The organism is Paenibacillus agricola (genome assembly GCF_011440305.1).
In the GTDB taxonomy this organism is placed as follows: Bacteria; Bacillota; Bacilli; order Paenibacillales; family NBRC-103111; genus Paenibacillus_S; species Paenibacillus_S agricola.
In genome coordinates, this window is record NZ_JAAOIW010000001.1 from 371,429 (window position 1) to 388,377 (window position 16,949).

Genomic DNA, 16,949 nt, shown 5'->3' on the forward strand with positions numbered 1-16,949 from the left:
TTAACCCAATATACCCAATGCATAGTGATCACTCCACTTATTATTTGCAAATACACTATTTGTAGCATATCCCAATCGGAGAAACCTTATTTGCAACACATCAAGTAAACGGGCTCCCCATAAAAATAAACCGCCCTAATGGACGGTTTATTTTTATGGGGAGCTTTAGATAAACAATCACTCTAGCTTATTGCTTATACACGCCTAACAAACGTTTGGCATCACCTGCTGGTGTTGTGAACACTTCAAACATACGGATCGTTAGAGGACGATCCAATTGCTCTGTCGTTGACTCAAAAGCAAAGTTATTTTCTCCACTTACCAAGCGTCCAGCCCCGATAAAGTTCGCTTTATGGGTACCAATTAAACGGTCAAGCGAATCATAAAGCTCGAATTGCAGCTGGGAGAAGCTCGTATCAATTTGGATTTGCTCCTGCCGCGTTAAATCTAGATTGAAACGGGCTTTGTAAGAATAAGTATTATTGCCTGTACGGTTATAGACTGGTGTAAGCGTCCAATAGGTCACTTTGCCATCAAATGGATATACACTGAACTTTTCCTCGGTTTCCATAGCCTGAATTTCAATGTTGTAGGATGCTAGATTCATTTTATAAGGTGCGACTTTAGTTGTATCATTTACTTTCAGCACTAAGCCTGAACCCTTTTCCGAATTAGGAAGGGTGTAGGAATAACTGACAACCAAAGCAGAGTTCGGTAAAATATTCTGTGTAGTTAACGTCTGGCGGTTCCCGCTATAAGTATAACCATCCAAACTTAAGAGCTCCGTTTGAAACACAGGAACGGTCATCGGGATATCACTTTTATTAAAGATTTTGAATTTGGACGTAACGCTTTTAGAGCCTTCGTCGGTGTTATCGTTAATGTGGAATTCAACGACTGAAACCTCTAGATTGGAATGAATGAGCTGACTTAATGGATCAAATACCATGGGCAGCCCAAAAACATAGGAAGGATAAGTGACTTTTGCAGCCGTGCTTGGAAGCAAGATATTAAGTCTGCCTACATTATAACTAACAACAGTTGGGACACCCGATGCTCCAGCTTGAGTGAATTTCTCGGGAGTTAATAAATTAATACTGGATAGAACGGTATCATTATCCGTAGAAATTGCGAAATGGATATATTTTTGTTCATTGGATTCAAGAATGATTTCACCTTGCTCTACCTTATTCCCATAATAAGACTGGGATTGCGAACCTGCTGTGTTACTGCTACCCACAGATGCTGTATCCGCTCCTGTAGAAGCTGGCAGCCCTGTATTCGTGCCTTGCTGCTCCCCAGTGCCCGTTGCACCTCCTGTTGCTGTAGCAGGATCGATAGCAGGTGCAGTTGTTGCTGGATCTGTCTCAGGCAGTGGAGTGCCGGTAATAGCCGATTCAGGCATAACCGAGGCTTGGACTGCTTTCTCGGTAGTTTTGTCAGTGACCTGCTTTCCCTCATAAATCTTAGACGCGGTCTTGCCATCGATAATGAACTCAGGCAAGGTCTCGCGGCGATCCGTAGGGTTCGTTACAAGCAACTGTAGCACTTGAACTGTACCTTTTTCCGTAACTTCCTTCTGGATACTTATTGGCGTATATTCCAATGGGGAGGTTAGTGAAGGAATTTTAAACGTTTCGCCCCATTTTTTTACGGAGGCAGGATCCGTAATTTTCATATCGCTGCCTTTCCACGATTGTCCACTAATCGGTATCGCAACTATTCGAACCTCGGTTTTCGGGTATACATAATAATCGACCTCTGTCCAGTTAGCTTCCGCTAACGTTACCGTATCTGTGCGGTCAATATCGGCTAAATAGCTTAACTCAGTCGTTGCTTTTGGTTGAATAGAACGTGGGTTTGAAGCACTAGCTTGCAATGTATATTCTACACCTTCAACGGTCTTTACACGAAGCTCGTATTCAGGTACACGACTGATGGCAGCTCCGTTGTTTTTCATCCGAACTACAACCCCTACACGGGTTCCGGCTTCAATACGATCGTTCAAAACCGTTTTAATATCGACATTTAAACTATCCGTTAATTTATAAGTAACCGCAGCAGGTGTTCCTGAGTTCGCACCTGCTACTTCAGCTGCCATTGCCGCATAGCTTGATGATAAAAGTGAGGTTGTAATAAGGACGGATACTGCTGTATGTTTCCAATTCATTTTCATTGTAATACCTCCAGTAGACAGATTATTTCGCTAGTTGTACCTTCTCTTTGTCTTTCAATTGATTTTGCCCCGATACGATAAGCTGCTCGCCTTCTTGAATACCCGAAAGCACTTCTTGGACGGTCTCGTTCAAGCGGCCGAGCTGTACCTTGCGTTTTTCGGCAATATCTCCAACAAGTACAAATACAGAGGTTTCTCCGCCTTCACGCACTACACTAAGCGTTGGTACTGTAATAACGACTTCATCCTTTTCCTCGGTAAGCAAAATTTGCACCTTCGTTCCCGGCTTAAGCTTCGTTTCGGGATTCGCAATTTCAAGCTCTAGCGGATAGGATTTGGATTGCGAGCTCATCACATCTGCCAAATAACTAACTTTGCCAACCAGCTTTTCGGTGCTGCCTGATACGTAGAAGGTCAATTCCTGCTTGCCGCGGACGAGTTGGGCAGATGCTTCAGTTAATTCAGCTTTCACCTTGATTGGATCCAACTGCTGAACCTGCGCGGCTTTAAAACCGCCAGACAAGCTCATTCCTACTTCAATAGGTAGCTCAGTTAATACACCGCTAACGGGTGCTCTTAGCTCCAAATTGTTAAGCGTGCGGTCAGCCTCACGAATACTAAGGTTAGACGATTCCAATTGGGTTTCCAATTGAGATAAAGTGTTAGCTGTTTGGATCGTATTTAGCTTGTTTTGAGCACTTTCCAAATCCAGCTTAAGATTATTTAATTGAGTGTCTGCTTGTTCGAGCTGGAATTTGGTTAACAGACCTAAATCATAATCATTCCGAGCTTTGGCATAATTTTTCTCGGCATCCTTGATCGATTGCTCTATTTTTGTAACGGCATTTTGTAAATCGACCTTCGAATTTACCAGATCTTCCTGGGCTTTGGATAATTGCTGGCTGGCGCTTTTCACACCAAGCAGCCCTTTTTGTTTTTGCAGTTGGACATCGGTAGGATCCAGCTTAAGGATTAACTCGCCTTTTTCCACCATATCTCCGCGTTTTTTATAAATCTCTTGGATATCGCCACTTACCTTAGTCACGATATCCATTTGGATTGAGGACACAACATCTGCAACCTGCTCCAGAGGCGCCCCAATCGTTTTCTTCTCCACTTTTGCTACTTTAACGGACTTTATTACAGGCTCTGCTGCTGTTGGGGTAGGTGCTGTTGTTGCGGGACTAGTGCAGCCTGCCAATATAGCTGTGCTTAATACAACGGCTCCTAACAATTTCGTGCTTTTTTTGGCGGAATTGATCATTTTAAAGTTCATTTGCCGATTCTCCCTTTCATCATCTATATGATTAATGCGTAGTGGTTATCTTTTTGCTCGTATCGATAACGGTTGGTTCTTTCTTCTTAAACCAACCTGCCATTCTATCATTAGATCTAGCAATCATAGCATATACGATAGGAACAATTAATAGAGTGAGCAGAGTGGAGGTAGTCAAGCCTCCAATTACAACAACGGCCAAGCCCTTGGAAATCACTGTTCCTTTGGAAAAACCGAGTGCGAGTGGCATTAGTGCCAAAATAGTTGCGCCTGCTGTCATAATAATCGGTCTTAAACGTGTAGTCCCTGCTATGATTAATGAATCATAGACAGAATTGCCGCTTTCACGCAGCTGCTGTACCCTATCAACCAGCACGATGGCATTGGTTACAACCACACCGATTAACATTAAGAATCCGATCAGAGAAGTGATATTGACGGATTCATTGGTAACAAAAAGTCCCAGTAAACCACCAATCGCCGCTAGGGGCAGGGAGAACAAGATGGCAAGAGGTGCACTTGCATTACCAAAAGCCAATACCATTACCAAGTATACGATAAAGATCGACGCGCCCATAGCAACAAACATTTGCTGGAAGCTGGTTTCGATATCATCGGTAACGCCCTTTACTTCTGCGCGAACATCACTTGGAAGCTCTACCGTTTTAAGTGCCTCACTGATTTTAGCACTTATACCACCTTTATCGGCACTATCGATTTTGGCATTAACCTTTACGATCTGTTCTTCGTTTTCACGTGTAATCGCAACTGCTGCATCAATTTGGCGAATCTTAGCTACTTCATTGAGATACACCGTTACCCCTGTAGCGGTTTTAATAGGGAACTGCCCGATCTTTTCCACCGAATTTTTGAATGATTTATCCAGCATAATTTTGGTTTCAAAGGTCGTGTTATCGAATTTCAAATCCCCGATGTTCTCCTCTACTAACCACCCACGCACTGTATTCGTAATTTGTGCAGAGGATAAACCATACAATCGTGCTTTATTCTGGTCAACATTCACTTCAATTTCAGTCTTCGATTCACTTATAGTATCTTTAATTTCGGTTAACTCAGGAATTTCCTTCATCTTGGCTTTAACAATGTCAGCAGCTACCTGCAGGCTTTTCAGATCTTCACCCTTCAACGCATAGGAGAAGTCTGTGTCGGAGGCTGGCGGTCCACCAGCGGATAGTACAGAGCCTTCCGCTTCTGAGCCTTGCGGCAATGTGTAGAGGATCTTCTCCTTAAATTCCTTTGCCAAATCCTTGGCATTGGATGTTGCCGAAGCAGCAGCAAAGAAAGAGGATCTATAGGCAATTCGATCCGTACTATTGCTATAGCCGATTAAGGATTCAAAATATTCGAATTTAGGCTCCCCATTGGCATCCTTGGCCTCAAGAATCATAGCCTCAATTTCTTTAACCTTAGCATCCATCGTCTCGATAGTCGTTTCACGTGGCATTTTTATCGAAAATGTCATCAGCTTATCCGAATCGCTTTCTGGCATGAAAGAAGTGGATAAATACGGAGTTACAGAAACAATAGTAACTATAAACAAGATAAATGCGAGCGTCAGCGTCTTCCAACTGTTGGCAAGAGACCACACCAATAGCTTTTTATATATTTTGGAGAAAATGCCCATGGACTCCGCTTCATCATGCACCTTGATTTTACTATTCATAACCATTAATTTGGCCATCATAGGAATAATCGTTAAAGCAACAATCAAGGAGGATATAAGTGCTACGCCGAGGGTAATCGCAAAGGGACGGAATACTTCACCCAACACACCACTTACGAAGGCAATGGGTCCAAAAACCCCAACGGTTGTAATCGTTGATGAAGTAATCGCCGAAGCAACCTGGGCAGTCGCAAGCTTGATAACCGATTCATTACGCCGCTCTGCCTTTTCCAACTCGCTGTATATATTTTCGATAACAACTATACTATCATCAACTACCCGCCCAATGGCGATAGCCATACCGCCTAGGGTCATAATATTTAATGAAATTCCGAGCGGACCCATAAATAATAAAGTAACTATAATCGAGAGCGGAATTGAAACGAGGACAATGATCGTCATACGCACATTTCTTAAGAAAAGCAAAATCATAATGGACGCCAAAATCGCACCCAAAGCGCCTTCTTGAACCATGCCGTTGATGGAATGCTTAATATCCACTGCACTGTTATAAACTGTATGAAACACGATATTTGGATACTGGGTTTTCCAGCCAGCCATCAGCTTATCGGCTTCGTCTCCAAATTCAACAGCATTGGCATTTTTCGTTTTGAATAGGTTTACCCCGATAGCAGGCTGCCCATTTAAACGGGAATAGAAAGTCGCTTCGTTAATCGCCTCAATACGAACCAACTGCTTAAGCAGCAATGTATCACCTGCTGCTGTTGTAATTTTCATGTTTTCAAGATTATATACGCTGTTAAGATCACTTTTCACTCGAACCATTTGGGTGTTTCCGTTGAAATCAACTGAACCCGCAGGGCTTGAAAGAATCGCAGATTTGATGCTTGTTGATACTTGGTCGGGCGACAAGCCATAGTTGCTTAAGGCATTGGCATCCATTTTCATTGTTAAAACAGCTTCTTGGTTACCTATCGAATCCACATGGTCAATACCCTTGATGGATTCATAGCCTGGCAGAATCACATCTTTATATACTTTATCGAGATCCTGCTGACTCATTCCATTCGTTCCGTAAACGGATATGTAATAAACGGGCTCGGAGGCAAAGCCTAATGTTTGCACTTTTGGCTTCTCCGAAGATTGAGGTAAAATTACGTTCGCAATTAAGCTTTCTACATCTTTTTTTACATCATCTGGTTTTTTGTCGTTTTCCAATTCCAAAACGATCGTGGAAAAATTATCACTGGAGGTAGAGGTCATATTCTTGATACCGTCCAAGCTGGAAATGGATTTCTCCAAAGGCTTAGTGATATCGTCGAGTACATCCATCGGAGGGGCTGTGTATGAAGTATTAATCAATACGACCGGAAATGAAATATCCGGAAAGCTTTCCACCTTCAGCGTGGTCGTTGTATAAAGCCCACCTGCTAACAGCAACAGGGTAATAATGACCACAGCCGTAATATTTTTCATTGAAAACTCGGTCAACTTGTTCATCTCTCTACTCCTCCATAACATAACATTGGCTGACTACTTAGACGCAGCCTTCAGTAATACCCCTTCAAATTTATGCAAATTCACGAAAATCGCTTAATCCATATTGCTAAAAAGCTTTTCCCGCCGCAACTCCCACTCTTCTTCAAAACCGACCAAACGTTCCAAAAACATCTCATGGAGAGCTTGCATTTCTATGAAACGTCGTTTCGAAACATCGTGGGCTGGTCGTTCAAATTCCTCTACTGCATCCAAATTTGAATATACACCCAATGTCGATTCAATCAACTTCCGGATGCTTTGTAATTTCGTAATGGTACTATGAACGGATGCCATGCTAAAATCGTCTGCTATGTAGTAATAATCCTTGCGGTTGCTGCTGGTTGGCAGCTTGTGGCACATCATATGTTTTTCCAGCGTCCTGACCTGCACACTGATCGCTGCTTTCGTAACCCCAAGCTCCTCAGCCATTTCCTGTAAGCTAACTGGGTTAGAAGCAAACAATAAATGGGCAAAAATTTTGCCTACCAAAGGACTAAAGCCTTCCGCTTCAAAAGAAAGCGACATATGGTTGCTTATGTTTGTACGTAAATCGACAAAGGATAGTGGTGATTTCATTGCAAGCAAACTCCTCGGATCAGTCGTTGATATCGTTAACAACATTGTTAACGATATCAACACTAAATCTTTTTGGATTTACTGTCAATGGCAATTGGAAGATTTAACAAATTGTTCATAATTGGAAGAAATTTCATCATTTAAACGATATTTTTAAGCATAACATATAGAACATATGTTCTCAACACAAAAATAGAATGTGAAAACCATGATAGGAGCCACGGATATCCACATTCTACAATACGTATTCAGTTTGTTGTTGAAAACCAGTCTATTTTTTTCGTTGCCAGCAGCTTTTTTTGTCCTTGAAAGGAGTCATATACGCTGAGCTTGTAGGTCTTTAACGTATCCAGATGAAATATTAAGTCCAAATCCCGTTCTATAATCTTGAATTCCTTTTTTTTACCGAGCCTTATTTTATCATCATTGGCAGCTGGATCTGAGGAAACTGCCCCTGCTGCTGTGCCCGCTTCAACGCTATGGGTATCAAAATCCTTGAAATCATATTCTTTGGTAAACGATTTATTGCCAAGCTCATCCTCAAAGCCAAACACCAGCTTACGCCCTTCTGTATTGGCCTCCATCCGCATATTTTTGACTAGCTCATAATCAAAGGTCAGCCTTAATTCATTGCGGTCTAGCCAAGTATTGATGCTGCCTATGGTTAGCTGGTACGGCGCTAGGTCAACCTTGACGAAATCCTCTTGAGCCATGAAATTTTCGTTAGGCAGCCAAAAAGCAGCTGCATTCACATAGGCATCAGGAACAGCATCCTTCTCCGTATATTTATCCTCGGTTATCGCCTCACCAATCATCACATGCATATTGGTAGTAGGGAAAGTTTTCGGTAAGGTACTGGAGAGGAACAGAAGTGCACTTCCACCTGGCCCCACCTTATTTTTGATCTCGGAAATAACAGCGGGATAAACCGAGCCATCCACTGTTTTAAACTGGGCTACAAGCTTAGACACATCTGTGAGGCGCTTTTCCAGATTGACCGCTTCCATCTGAACCGTAAAGATATCAGCAGTATCTCCCGAATACGTATTTACATTTAAAACCTTGTAGCTCGCGCTGCGTCCCACGCTTGTTTTTTTGTAAATCTCCCCTACATTTAAATAAGGCATATTCAATAGCTCTGAACGATGGGCAAATTCCAAAAGCTTTTCCTTTTCCGTTTCTCCAATCTTCTCTTCTAATATGAGCTTAATCGTGGAAAATTGGTATGTATAAGGCATTTTACCGATGAATTGAAAATTCGCTTCAGCCCCCTTAGGGAGCCCAATCATTTTATCCGTCTTAATTAATTTGGCTTCCACTTTGACATGATCGTCTAAAAGATAATATCCTACTAGATCTGGGATCGGAAGTGCTTCAGCACCTTTATTAAATAAGGTTAAATTCGCTGTCAAAATATCCTGGTCCTCCCAAGGAAGCCGTTGGAACGAATTTAGCTTGGAGGTATAAGTACCCGCTTTATTCGAAAAATTATATTCGGTTCCCGTATCTACACGATCAGGATCGGATACCTGAGGCAGCTCAAAATAAGCAATCGGGAGATTCAGCTTCAAATCAGGTGCGTTCTGGATAATAACAAGCTGCCAGCCTTCGGTACTGACCGCTATCGGTATGGAGCCACTCAGTTCAACCTCTTCGTTCACCTGTGGATTAATTGCTAGATCCTTTAAACTTTTGGCATCTAGTGGATACATATAGCCTTCTCCCGTGCGCAGCAGAAACTGGTAGGCCGGAACCAAGGCTGTACGATTTCCGATGTTTTCCATATTTAAAACAACGGTGGGCGAGTAATTTTTCTCATTTTTGGACATCCATACTTTCTTGATGGAGCCTTTAACCTGCGTACCTGCCATATTAATTGTATGGGAGCCAGCTACCGGGGTTAATACAGAGTAATCCTCAGGGACAGCAACCTCTCCCAGCTTTCGTTCAAAGTTTGGCTCACTAAAATCCCATTTAATAACCTCAAAAATAAGATCCTTCAGCTCTGTCGCATCATTAACTGTCGCATAAAAGCTAATGTCCTGCACGGACTGTGGCGTAATCCGGTTTTTATCCTTGTCCTGCGGTAGCACCTTCACCGAAATTTGGTTGCCCGCTTGTGTCCGCATCCGCACCCAATAATCAATAAATAGCAAATCGCTGTTCGTGACATTGTTGACGCCAAGTGTGAAGGAAACCGTCTTGCCGCTTTGCTCCGTCAGCATGGTGACATTTTTCAGTTCAAAATAGCTGCCTCCGGCAATTTCCACCTTCCCCAATGCCGGTGCAGAGCCTGTTGTGAGCTCTCCTGTTGGATTGCTGCTTGGCGGAGCTACCATGCCGCTATCGACGCTACTATTGGCGCTCTCAGCGGCTGAAGTGGGGAGGGCTGAAACAAAGGTTAAAGCTACTGCCAGTAGCAGGATGGCGCTCGATTGTTTGTTTATCTTCATGTTGAATTTGGCCTCCTAAACATATTCGCAATTAATTCATCATTGGAACCGCTACACCCATACCACCGACGGCTCCACCCGGATTATCCTTCATTTGCTGTAAAGCAGCATCCCCTTCGGTCTGCCATTTTTTGAGTGCATCCCTGACTTGGATTTTATCCTGAACTACATCATTAAACAATCGATGGCCAATTTCTTGAACCTGATAAATATTGGGCTTATCACGATAAATTTTGTTGTCAGGCTGCGGGGCAGGAGACAAGGTTGTAAAAGCCTCCATATGGAATTGCACGCCTTCTTTGGGCTTGATATATTTTTTGCGGGTCACAATATTATAAGTGCTATTAGCCTTCAGGCGAGCCCATTCCTCACTATTGATGAATTTAATAAATTTCCAGGCGTCCTCCACATTTTGCGCTTTGGCGTTAACACCCATAATCCCATTCATATTCATGTAGCCTCCAACATCAGGTGCTTCAGGATGGACAGGCAAGGTTACTACATCCCAATCGATGGGGGTGAAGCCTTTAATATTGGCTGCGTTTTTATTGGCATTCGTTATTTGGTTAAGCTGGCCGTAATTAATAATCGACATGGCAACACGTCCAGATAAGAAATCATCGTATTGGAACGGATTAAAGTCGCCATTTGACATCTTTGACCTCATGGTTGCTTGATCCGGCTGCTCTGGAATAATTTTCTCCTTCTTAAGCTGCAGCATGGTCTTCCAAATCTTTTCCCATTGGTCGGTATCGACGGTCATTTTCTCCCCCAGCTCGTCAAACATGCTAAGCTGCAGCGGAGCCGTAAACATTTGCAGTGAATAAAACAGGTCGCCCATTGCTTGTGTAGAAAACGAGAAGCCATACTTCCGGCTCTCTCCCTCACCTTTGGTTAATCTTCTCCCCAGCTCAAAGGTCTCCTCCCAGGTCATTTTGTCCTTCGGATACGCAACTCCGGCTTCATCGAACATTTTTCGGTTATAGATAAGGGCCGAGGAATTAAAAGTCGGAGACAGTGCATAAAGCTTGCCATCGCCCGTTTTTTTCAAGCCTTCCATTACTGCGGGAACCATATCTGAGGTATCAAATTTATCCTTGGTGATCATCGGGTCAAGCTGTGTTAGCAAATTATTGCTAATTAGCTCCGGTAATTGCTCATAGCCAACCATAACAACATCAGGCGGATTATCACCCTGCATCACTTCCTTCAGCTTATCCAGCGGATCAATCCGCTTAGTGCTTGGATCAGGCTGCCCCCCATAAAACATACTCTCATCAATAGTGGATACAATTTCAAGTTTAATGTTCGGATTGGCGAACTCAAAGATCTCCGTAAATTGCTGGCGGAAGTATTCATCCTCACTTCCACCCATTGTGGTTGCGATCCGCAATACGCGTTCGGTTTGATCTCCTGCATTCGGAAGATTAGTGCAAGCTGCAAACAAGGGAACCGTAAGCCCCATGCATATTGAAAGCAGCATAGCTTGCTTGATCCATGGTTTCATCTGTACATTCCCTCCAATTTATGAGCTGGTTTTCCAATTTTTCAACACTTAATGATTCAGGATTTTAGGCGGACGAATAATAATTTTCTCGCCATCAAACTCCATGGAAGCTTTGTTATCGATCTTTAACGCTTGTAGATACGCTTTCGGAATTTGCAGCCTGCCTGCTCGATCCAGCACCACATATTCCTCGTGTACATCCTGGATCATCCTGGATTGCCCCTTTCCTTCCGAGCCGAGATCGTCGAGATTCGGATTCCGCTTAATAAATTCGGTGCTGGTCATCCCATCACGAATCGCCACAACGCGATCCACCTTGCTGGCAAGCTCCATATCATGGGTTACGATAACGATCGTGACGCCTAGCTCACGGTTTAGCTTGCGAAAAATGTCCATAATCATATCGGAGGTTTTTGAATCCACTGAGCCGGTGGGCTCATCGGCCAGCAGCAGCGTGGGCTTGTTAGACAATGAAATCGCAATCGCCACCCGCTGCTGCTCACCACCAGAAAGCTGCTGCAGCTTATTGCCCATCCGCTCCTTAAGCCCTACCCATTCAAGCAATTGCTTGGCATAAGCCCTGTCATACTGTCCGCTTAACATCATGGGCATTTCGACATTTTCCAATGCTGTCAAATAAGGCACCAGGTTACGGGCGTTATTTTGCCATATAAAACCAACTGTTGTCCGCTTGTATTGAACCAGGTCGTCATCGCTGATCTTCAGCAGGTTCCATTCACCCACCTGAACGGCGCCGGCAGAGGGGCGGTCAAGACCGCCCAATATGTTCAGCAAGGTAGATTTACCGCTGCCGCTGTTGCCGATAATAGCCATCATTTCGCCACTTGTTATGGAAATATTAAGACCCTTTAGCGCAACAACCTCGATCTCATCGGTTTTATAAATTTTGACTAGCTCTTCACAGATGATCATCGTTTATTTCTCCTCTCCCAGCTTCACAGCTTGATGGACACGTAGCCTCCGAATGTGCAGGAATAATAACAAAGCACCCGTTAACATCATGAACGCTACTACCAGATACAGCTGGTCGGTATCACGGGCACTAAACACGACCCGAAAAGGGGGAACCTGCATTTGCACATTTTCTGCTGTTTGCAGGAAGGGCAGGAACAGATAGCTCGTCAGCTTGCCAATCCCGATACCAAGTGCGATGGATAAACCCGCAGTAAAGCCCTGCTCCAGTAAAAGCATGCCGGTTAGCTGCCTACGCGACAGCCCCATTGCCCGTAATACCCCAAATTGGACAACACGGCTCGAAAGATTGAAAAACCAATAAAGGATATAACCAATTAATGACACCAGCACGGATACGAGAAAGCCAAGGCTTAATATACCAAACACACCACCACGTGAAGGATGTTTGTTCTGCGTGATCAGCTCATTCCTTACATCCTTAACACTTGCAATGCCAATTTGCTTGGCTGTAAGGGCTTCGACGATTGGCGTAACCTTAGCCCCCTCCTTCATTTTCAGCCAGACCTCATAAGGAACCATTGGCGCTTGGTCATAAATATAATCCAAGTTCGTTATAAAAAAAGGAGTCTGCTCCGGGTATTGGCTAGGCCAATAAGGGACAGTCGCAACAACGACAAACTCGATTTGCTGCTGTTGCACAGAAATGTTAATGATGTCGCCTTCTTTAATATGATGCTTCTGGGCAAAGGAGCTTGGAATAATGACAGCCTGCTCATAGCTGCCTAATAGGTTAAGATAGGCATTGGGATGCGCCTTGAACAAATCCCTGCGGAACCACGCGACTTCGGCAAAGTCAACATTGTCGATTCCCATGACCATGCCCTGGCCTAACGATTTACCGGAAACGACAACATTGCCTTTCGTTCGCAACACACGTGTTGCACGTTCAATGCCCTCTGTCTGCTGGAATACAATAAATGGCGGCTCGACATACCGCAGCTTCGGTGACGGCCCCTCCATACCTCCGCCTGATGCACCACCTGCACCTGGCGATCCTGAACCGCCCTGCTGCCCACCGTAGCCTGCTCCCCCTTGGGGATTGCTTCCGGCACCACCTTGGGAGCCACCTGATCCACCCCCATTATTTCCACCACTTTGACCTCCGTTTTGGCCGGAATTCTGGTCCTGTGGCAGCTCATCCGAAACGCCTTCCCATACCGTTTGTAAAACAACATCCGTTCCGTATGCGTAAAGAATCCGGTCCGTTGAATTTAAATCAATGGTTCTCGCCGCCGATGAATTATACACACCAAGACCCAGTGTGAGAATCAACAAAAGCATAAGCGGATAATAGGACTGGGCAGAGCGTGAAAGCTGAGTCAGCGTTAAATATACGGGTACTGGCAAAAACCGTTTGCCTATCCAGCCCCATAAACGCAAGGCCCAGGGAAACACACGTAGAAAAAACAATCCCAACGAAATAATCGATAAGGCCGGTACGAAAAACAGTAAAGGATGCACCTGCAATTGATCCGATGTTAATCCAGTTTGGGCAGTAAGCACCTGGCGCTGGTCGAATAAGTAATAGCCATACGCGACTACTGCAAGCAACACAACATCCAAAAACCATTTTTGCCAAAACGGTGCTTGATCGGCACGTGCCAGCTTTTGCTTGTAACCCACTATAGACGAACGTGCGTATACAATGGCGGGTATGACACTTGCCAGCAGAGCAATACCAACAGCCGCTGCCCCATACAAAAGCGCTTCAGAGGAGACGCCCACAGGTACAGCTTGACGGTCAACGAAGGTAAGGAAGCCACTGGAGGAACCGATGCTTTTGGCCATAAACCAGCCTAGGATGGGACCAATAATTAAAGCTGTTATCCCTAAAAGAAGGCCTTCGAGCAGATAAATAAAAATAATTTGCCTCGTACTGCCTCCACGGCTCCTCAGCACCGCAATAATACTTTGCTGCCGATCCAAGGATTGACGGGCATTCATCACAATATAATAGAAGACCATCGCAATCATCGGTGCCGCCAAAGTAAATAAAAGAATTTGCAGCTGCAGGCTTTGTGATTTGAATTCCTGCAAAAGTGGAATAAACGATAAATCAACCCGCGTATTTTTCAGCTTTTGAAATAAAGTGACGTCAAGGCGCTCCAGCTTATTTTGCAAGGAAGCTAGCTGGCTCGTCTGAATCTCTCTTAAATCAAAGGCGTAATACCAATTGGCAAGGTTAAGCGGAATTTTTTTCTGTTCAAGTATGTAGGTTTGAAACGATGATTCGCTCATAAAGAAGGAATTGACCAGCCCTTCCATGCCTTGAAACCAGTACGGGCCATCGCTTTGATTCGCTTTGATCGTGCCCACAACCTTAATCTTTAGTGGGGCAATCCCTAGCCCTCCGCTGATCGGATAATTATATATATCGCCGACATGCATATCGTTGCGAAACATCGCTTCCTCGAAAATAACGGCCTCGACGATCCCATTCTCGACTTGGTCGGCGTACCATTGCCCTTGGGATAGCTCGATTTGCTCCTTCAGCCCTATCTGCGATACCAAGGTCATTTGCCGTTTTTTACTGGGGTCGACGGTTATCGGATCGTCTGGTGAAAGCTGTGCGGAACGGATCGAATAACTGCTTACATAAGCCTGGTAAGGGAAAGCTATTTCCTGTGGCAGGTCAGATTTGATATATTGCCCAACATCGGCAAGTGCGGATAGCTCTGCTTTTTCACTTCCGGTTGCTTGATAACGGATCAGCACGGAGCCAGCCGGCAAGCCCTCACTTTTTCCTTCCAGTGACTTGGTCACTACCCGTTTCAAAGAGCCATCGGCGTACATGGGTATACTCGTCGTAAAAGCCACAGCCATAATTAAGCCTAGCAATGAGCTTAAGGTTAACCAGCGTGTATTCCACATTTTGCGATAAAGAAATCGCAGCATCGGTATCGACATTAGCGACCCACTACTTTCTGTCCTGGCGTTAGCCCCTTAATAATCTCGATATCTGTCGAGGTTTGTTGGCCGACTTCAACATCCATTTCCTTCTTGTTGCCCTGCTCATCCACCAGCTGCACATAATTACGTCCCGAGTAAGAACGCAAGGTCGATAAGGGAATCGTGACTGCATTTTCCTTGCGTCCAGTAATGACAGATACACTGAGCGGTGTGCCACGGTTAAGCCCTGGAGGGAATGGATCCAATTGGACAACCAGGTAATTGTCTATGGTGTCCGGAGCCTTCGGCTGGCCGCTGCTCCCTTGGCTGCCATTGCCCATGTTGCCTGTGTTGCCACCGGATGCAGGCTCCTGGGGATTGGGCAGCTGAAGCACCTTGCCTTTGTGCTGCCCTGCCGCATTAATATCGACTACAACCTCCATGCCAATGGCTACCTTTTTCAAATCATCAGTACTCAAGGTGCCAACAACCGTCAATTGTGACAGGTCGGCAATCGTCGCTACGGCATCATAGGCTTGGGCGGTATCGCCTTTTTTCAAAAACACAGAAACAATCGTACCCGTGTAAGGCGCCGTCAGCTTCGCCTTGGCTATTGTGCTCTCCAGCTTGTACAATTCCTCACGCTTTATCTCAAAATCAATTTTCGCCTGCTCGAGTGATTCCACCGTCATTTCGTCCGCTTTGCGTAATGCTTCAATCATAACAAGCTCGTCCTTGCGGGTTTGCAACCGCTTCTGCTTAAGTTGGCTTTCTTGCTCCGTTACATCCAGCTCGGCAATCAGCTGTCCCTGTTCTACCTTGTCTCCGCTTTTGACAAGCACATTTTTTATTCTGCGGCTGGCTTCATCCGTAAAATATAAGTCCTCCTCCTGCGTCGCCATCAGCTTGCCAGAACCGCGTACCTTCGTTTCCAGCGTATCGGTTTTCACAAGAAACTCCGGCTTTTGGGACAGCTTAGGAGCGGTAATTGCAGGAATCTTTTCCTCTTCCTCTTCTTTGGGCAATAGTGAGCAGCCCGAGCCTAATATCAAAAGGGCAGCTACACACAAAATAGCCAGTGAACGAAGCTTGATGCTACTTGCTGGCAAATTTTCCATCCACCATTTCGAATACATGGTCGGCTACCTCCATAATTGTTGGATCATGAGTGGTCATACATATGGTTACTTGCTCGGTTGTAATAATGTCTCTGAAGACCGACATGACCTGTGCTCCCATCTGGGAGTCGAGCTCCGCAGTCGGCTCATCTGCCAGCAGCAGGCAAGGCTTATGGGCAATCGCTTTGGCGATCGCTACCCGCTGCTGCTCGCCTCCTGAGAGCTCAAAGGGCCGGTGATGCATCCGCTTGGACAGCCCTACCAGTTCCAAGCAGTGGGTTACGCGCTGCTTCCATTGGGAACGTGGCACCCCAGCCATGCGTAGCGCTAGCTCTACATTTTCCCACGCGGATAGAAGTGGCATAAGCGCATACGATTGAAAGATAAAGCCGATTTCCTTACGACGGATTTGGGTTCGCTTATCGTCACCGGCTTTATGAAACGGCTGGTCAAGAAAAATAATCTCGCCTTTATTGGGCTGGTCCAAACCGCCCAGCAAATTAAGCAAAGTCGTTTTCCCTGAGCCCGACCTGCCCTTAAGCATCACTAATTGCAGAGGATAAAGAGCCATGTCGATGCCTTTAAGCACATGCAACTGACCTCCGGCTCCGGTAAAAGGAAAGGAACGCTCTACACCGGATACCGTTAATATTGGCTTCGAGCCGTCCGTGCTTTGGGTTTGGGGCTCAGGGCTGGTCTTGCGGTTGGCGGCACGAGCCCAATTTATCATCTTGATCCCCCTTTGGATGGTATTCAAAAAGCCCAGTAATACGA

The 16,949-nt window shown here is 45.0% G+C and carries 10 protein-coding genes; all 10 read right to left on the bottom strand.

Translation table 11 applies throughout. The annotated features are described in order from the left end of the window. Window positions 1-187: 187 nt before the first annotated feature. The 10 genes from G9U52_RS01845 to G9U52_RS01890 all read right to left on the bottom strand — a co-directional run bounded on the left by G9U52_RS01845 (window position 188) and on the right by G9U52_RS01890 (window position 16,905). The gene (locus G9U52_RS01845) at window positions 188-2,176 is read right to left on the bottom strand and encodes a hypothetical protein (protein WP_166145293.1); all 1,989 of its coding nucleotides are present in this window, start codon (window positions 2,174-2,176) and stop codon (window positions 188-190) included. 22 nt (window positions 2,177-2,198) lie between these two features. After that, a complete protein-coding gene (locus G9U52_RS01850; protein WP_166145296.1) occupies window positions 2,199-3,452 on the bottom strand; it encodes an efflux RND transporter periplasmic adaptor subunit in 1,254 nt (417 codons plus the stop codon). Window positions 3,453-3,483: 31 nt separating this feature from the next. Continuing rightward, window positions 3,484-6,597 carry an efflux RND transporter permease subunit gene (locus G9U52_RS01855; protein ID WP_166145299.1) on the bottom strand — a complete coding sequence of 1,038 codons (3,114 nt, stop codon included), beginning with the start codon at window positions 6,595-6,597 and terminating at the stop codon, window positions 3,484-3,486. Between the two features lie 93 nt (window positions 6,598-6,690). Then, window positions 6,691-7,212, bottom strand: a complete 522-nt coding sequence (locus G9U52_RS01860) for a GbsR/MarR family transcriptional regulator (protein WP_166145302.1) — start codon at window positions 7,210-7,212, stop codon at window positions 6,691-6,693. A gap of 248 nt (window positions 7,213-7,460) precedes the next feature. Beyond that, window positions 7,461-9,665, bottom strand: a complete 2,205-nt coding sequence (locus G9U52_RS01865; RefSeq protein ID WP_166145305.1) for a hypothetical protein — start codon at window positions 9,663-9,665, stop codon at window positions 7,461-7,463. A gap of 31 nt (window positions 9,666-9,696) precedes the next feature. Further along, entirely contained in the window at window positions 9,697-11,172 is a 1,476-nt protein-coding gene (locus G9U52_RS01870; protein ID WP_166145308.1) for an ABC transporter substrate-binding protein, read from the bottom strand. Window positions 11,173-11,220: 48 nt separating this feature from the next. Continuing rightward, on the bottom strand, window positions 11,221-12,105 hold the full coding sequence (locus G9U52_RS01875; RefSeq protein WP_166145311.1) for an ABC transporter ATP-binding protein: 885 nt from the start codon (window positions 12,103-12,105) through the stop codon (window positions 11,221-11,223). A gap of 3 nt (window positions 12,106-12,108) precedes the next feature. After that, window positions 12,109-15,075: an ABC transporter permease gene (locus G9U52_RS01880; RefSeq protein WP_207952748.1), complete on the bottom strand. Its 2,967-nt coding sequence runs from the start codon at window positions 15,073-15,075 to the stop codon at window positions 12,109-12,111. Continuing rightward, window positions 15,075-16,193: an efflux RND transporter periplasmic adaptor subunit gene (locus G9U52_RS01885; RefSeq protein WP_166145314.1), complete on the bottom strand. Its 1,119-nt coding sequence runs from the start codon at window positions 16,191-16,193 to the stop codon at window positions 15,075-15,077. The genes G9U52_RS01880 and G9U52_RS01885 overlap by 1 nt, the downstream gene beginning before the upstream one ends. Next, window positions 16,153-16,905, bottom strand: coding sequence for an ABC transporter ATP-binding protein (locus tag G9U52_RS01890; protein WP_166145317.1), 753 nt, complete (start codon window positions 16,903-16,905; stop codon window positions 16,153-16,155). Before G9U52_RS01890 ends, G9U52_RS01885 begins: the two co-directional genes overlap by 41 nt. Window positions 16,906-16,949 lie beyond the last annotated feature (44 nt).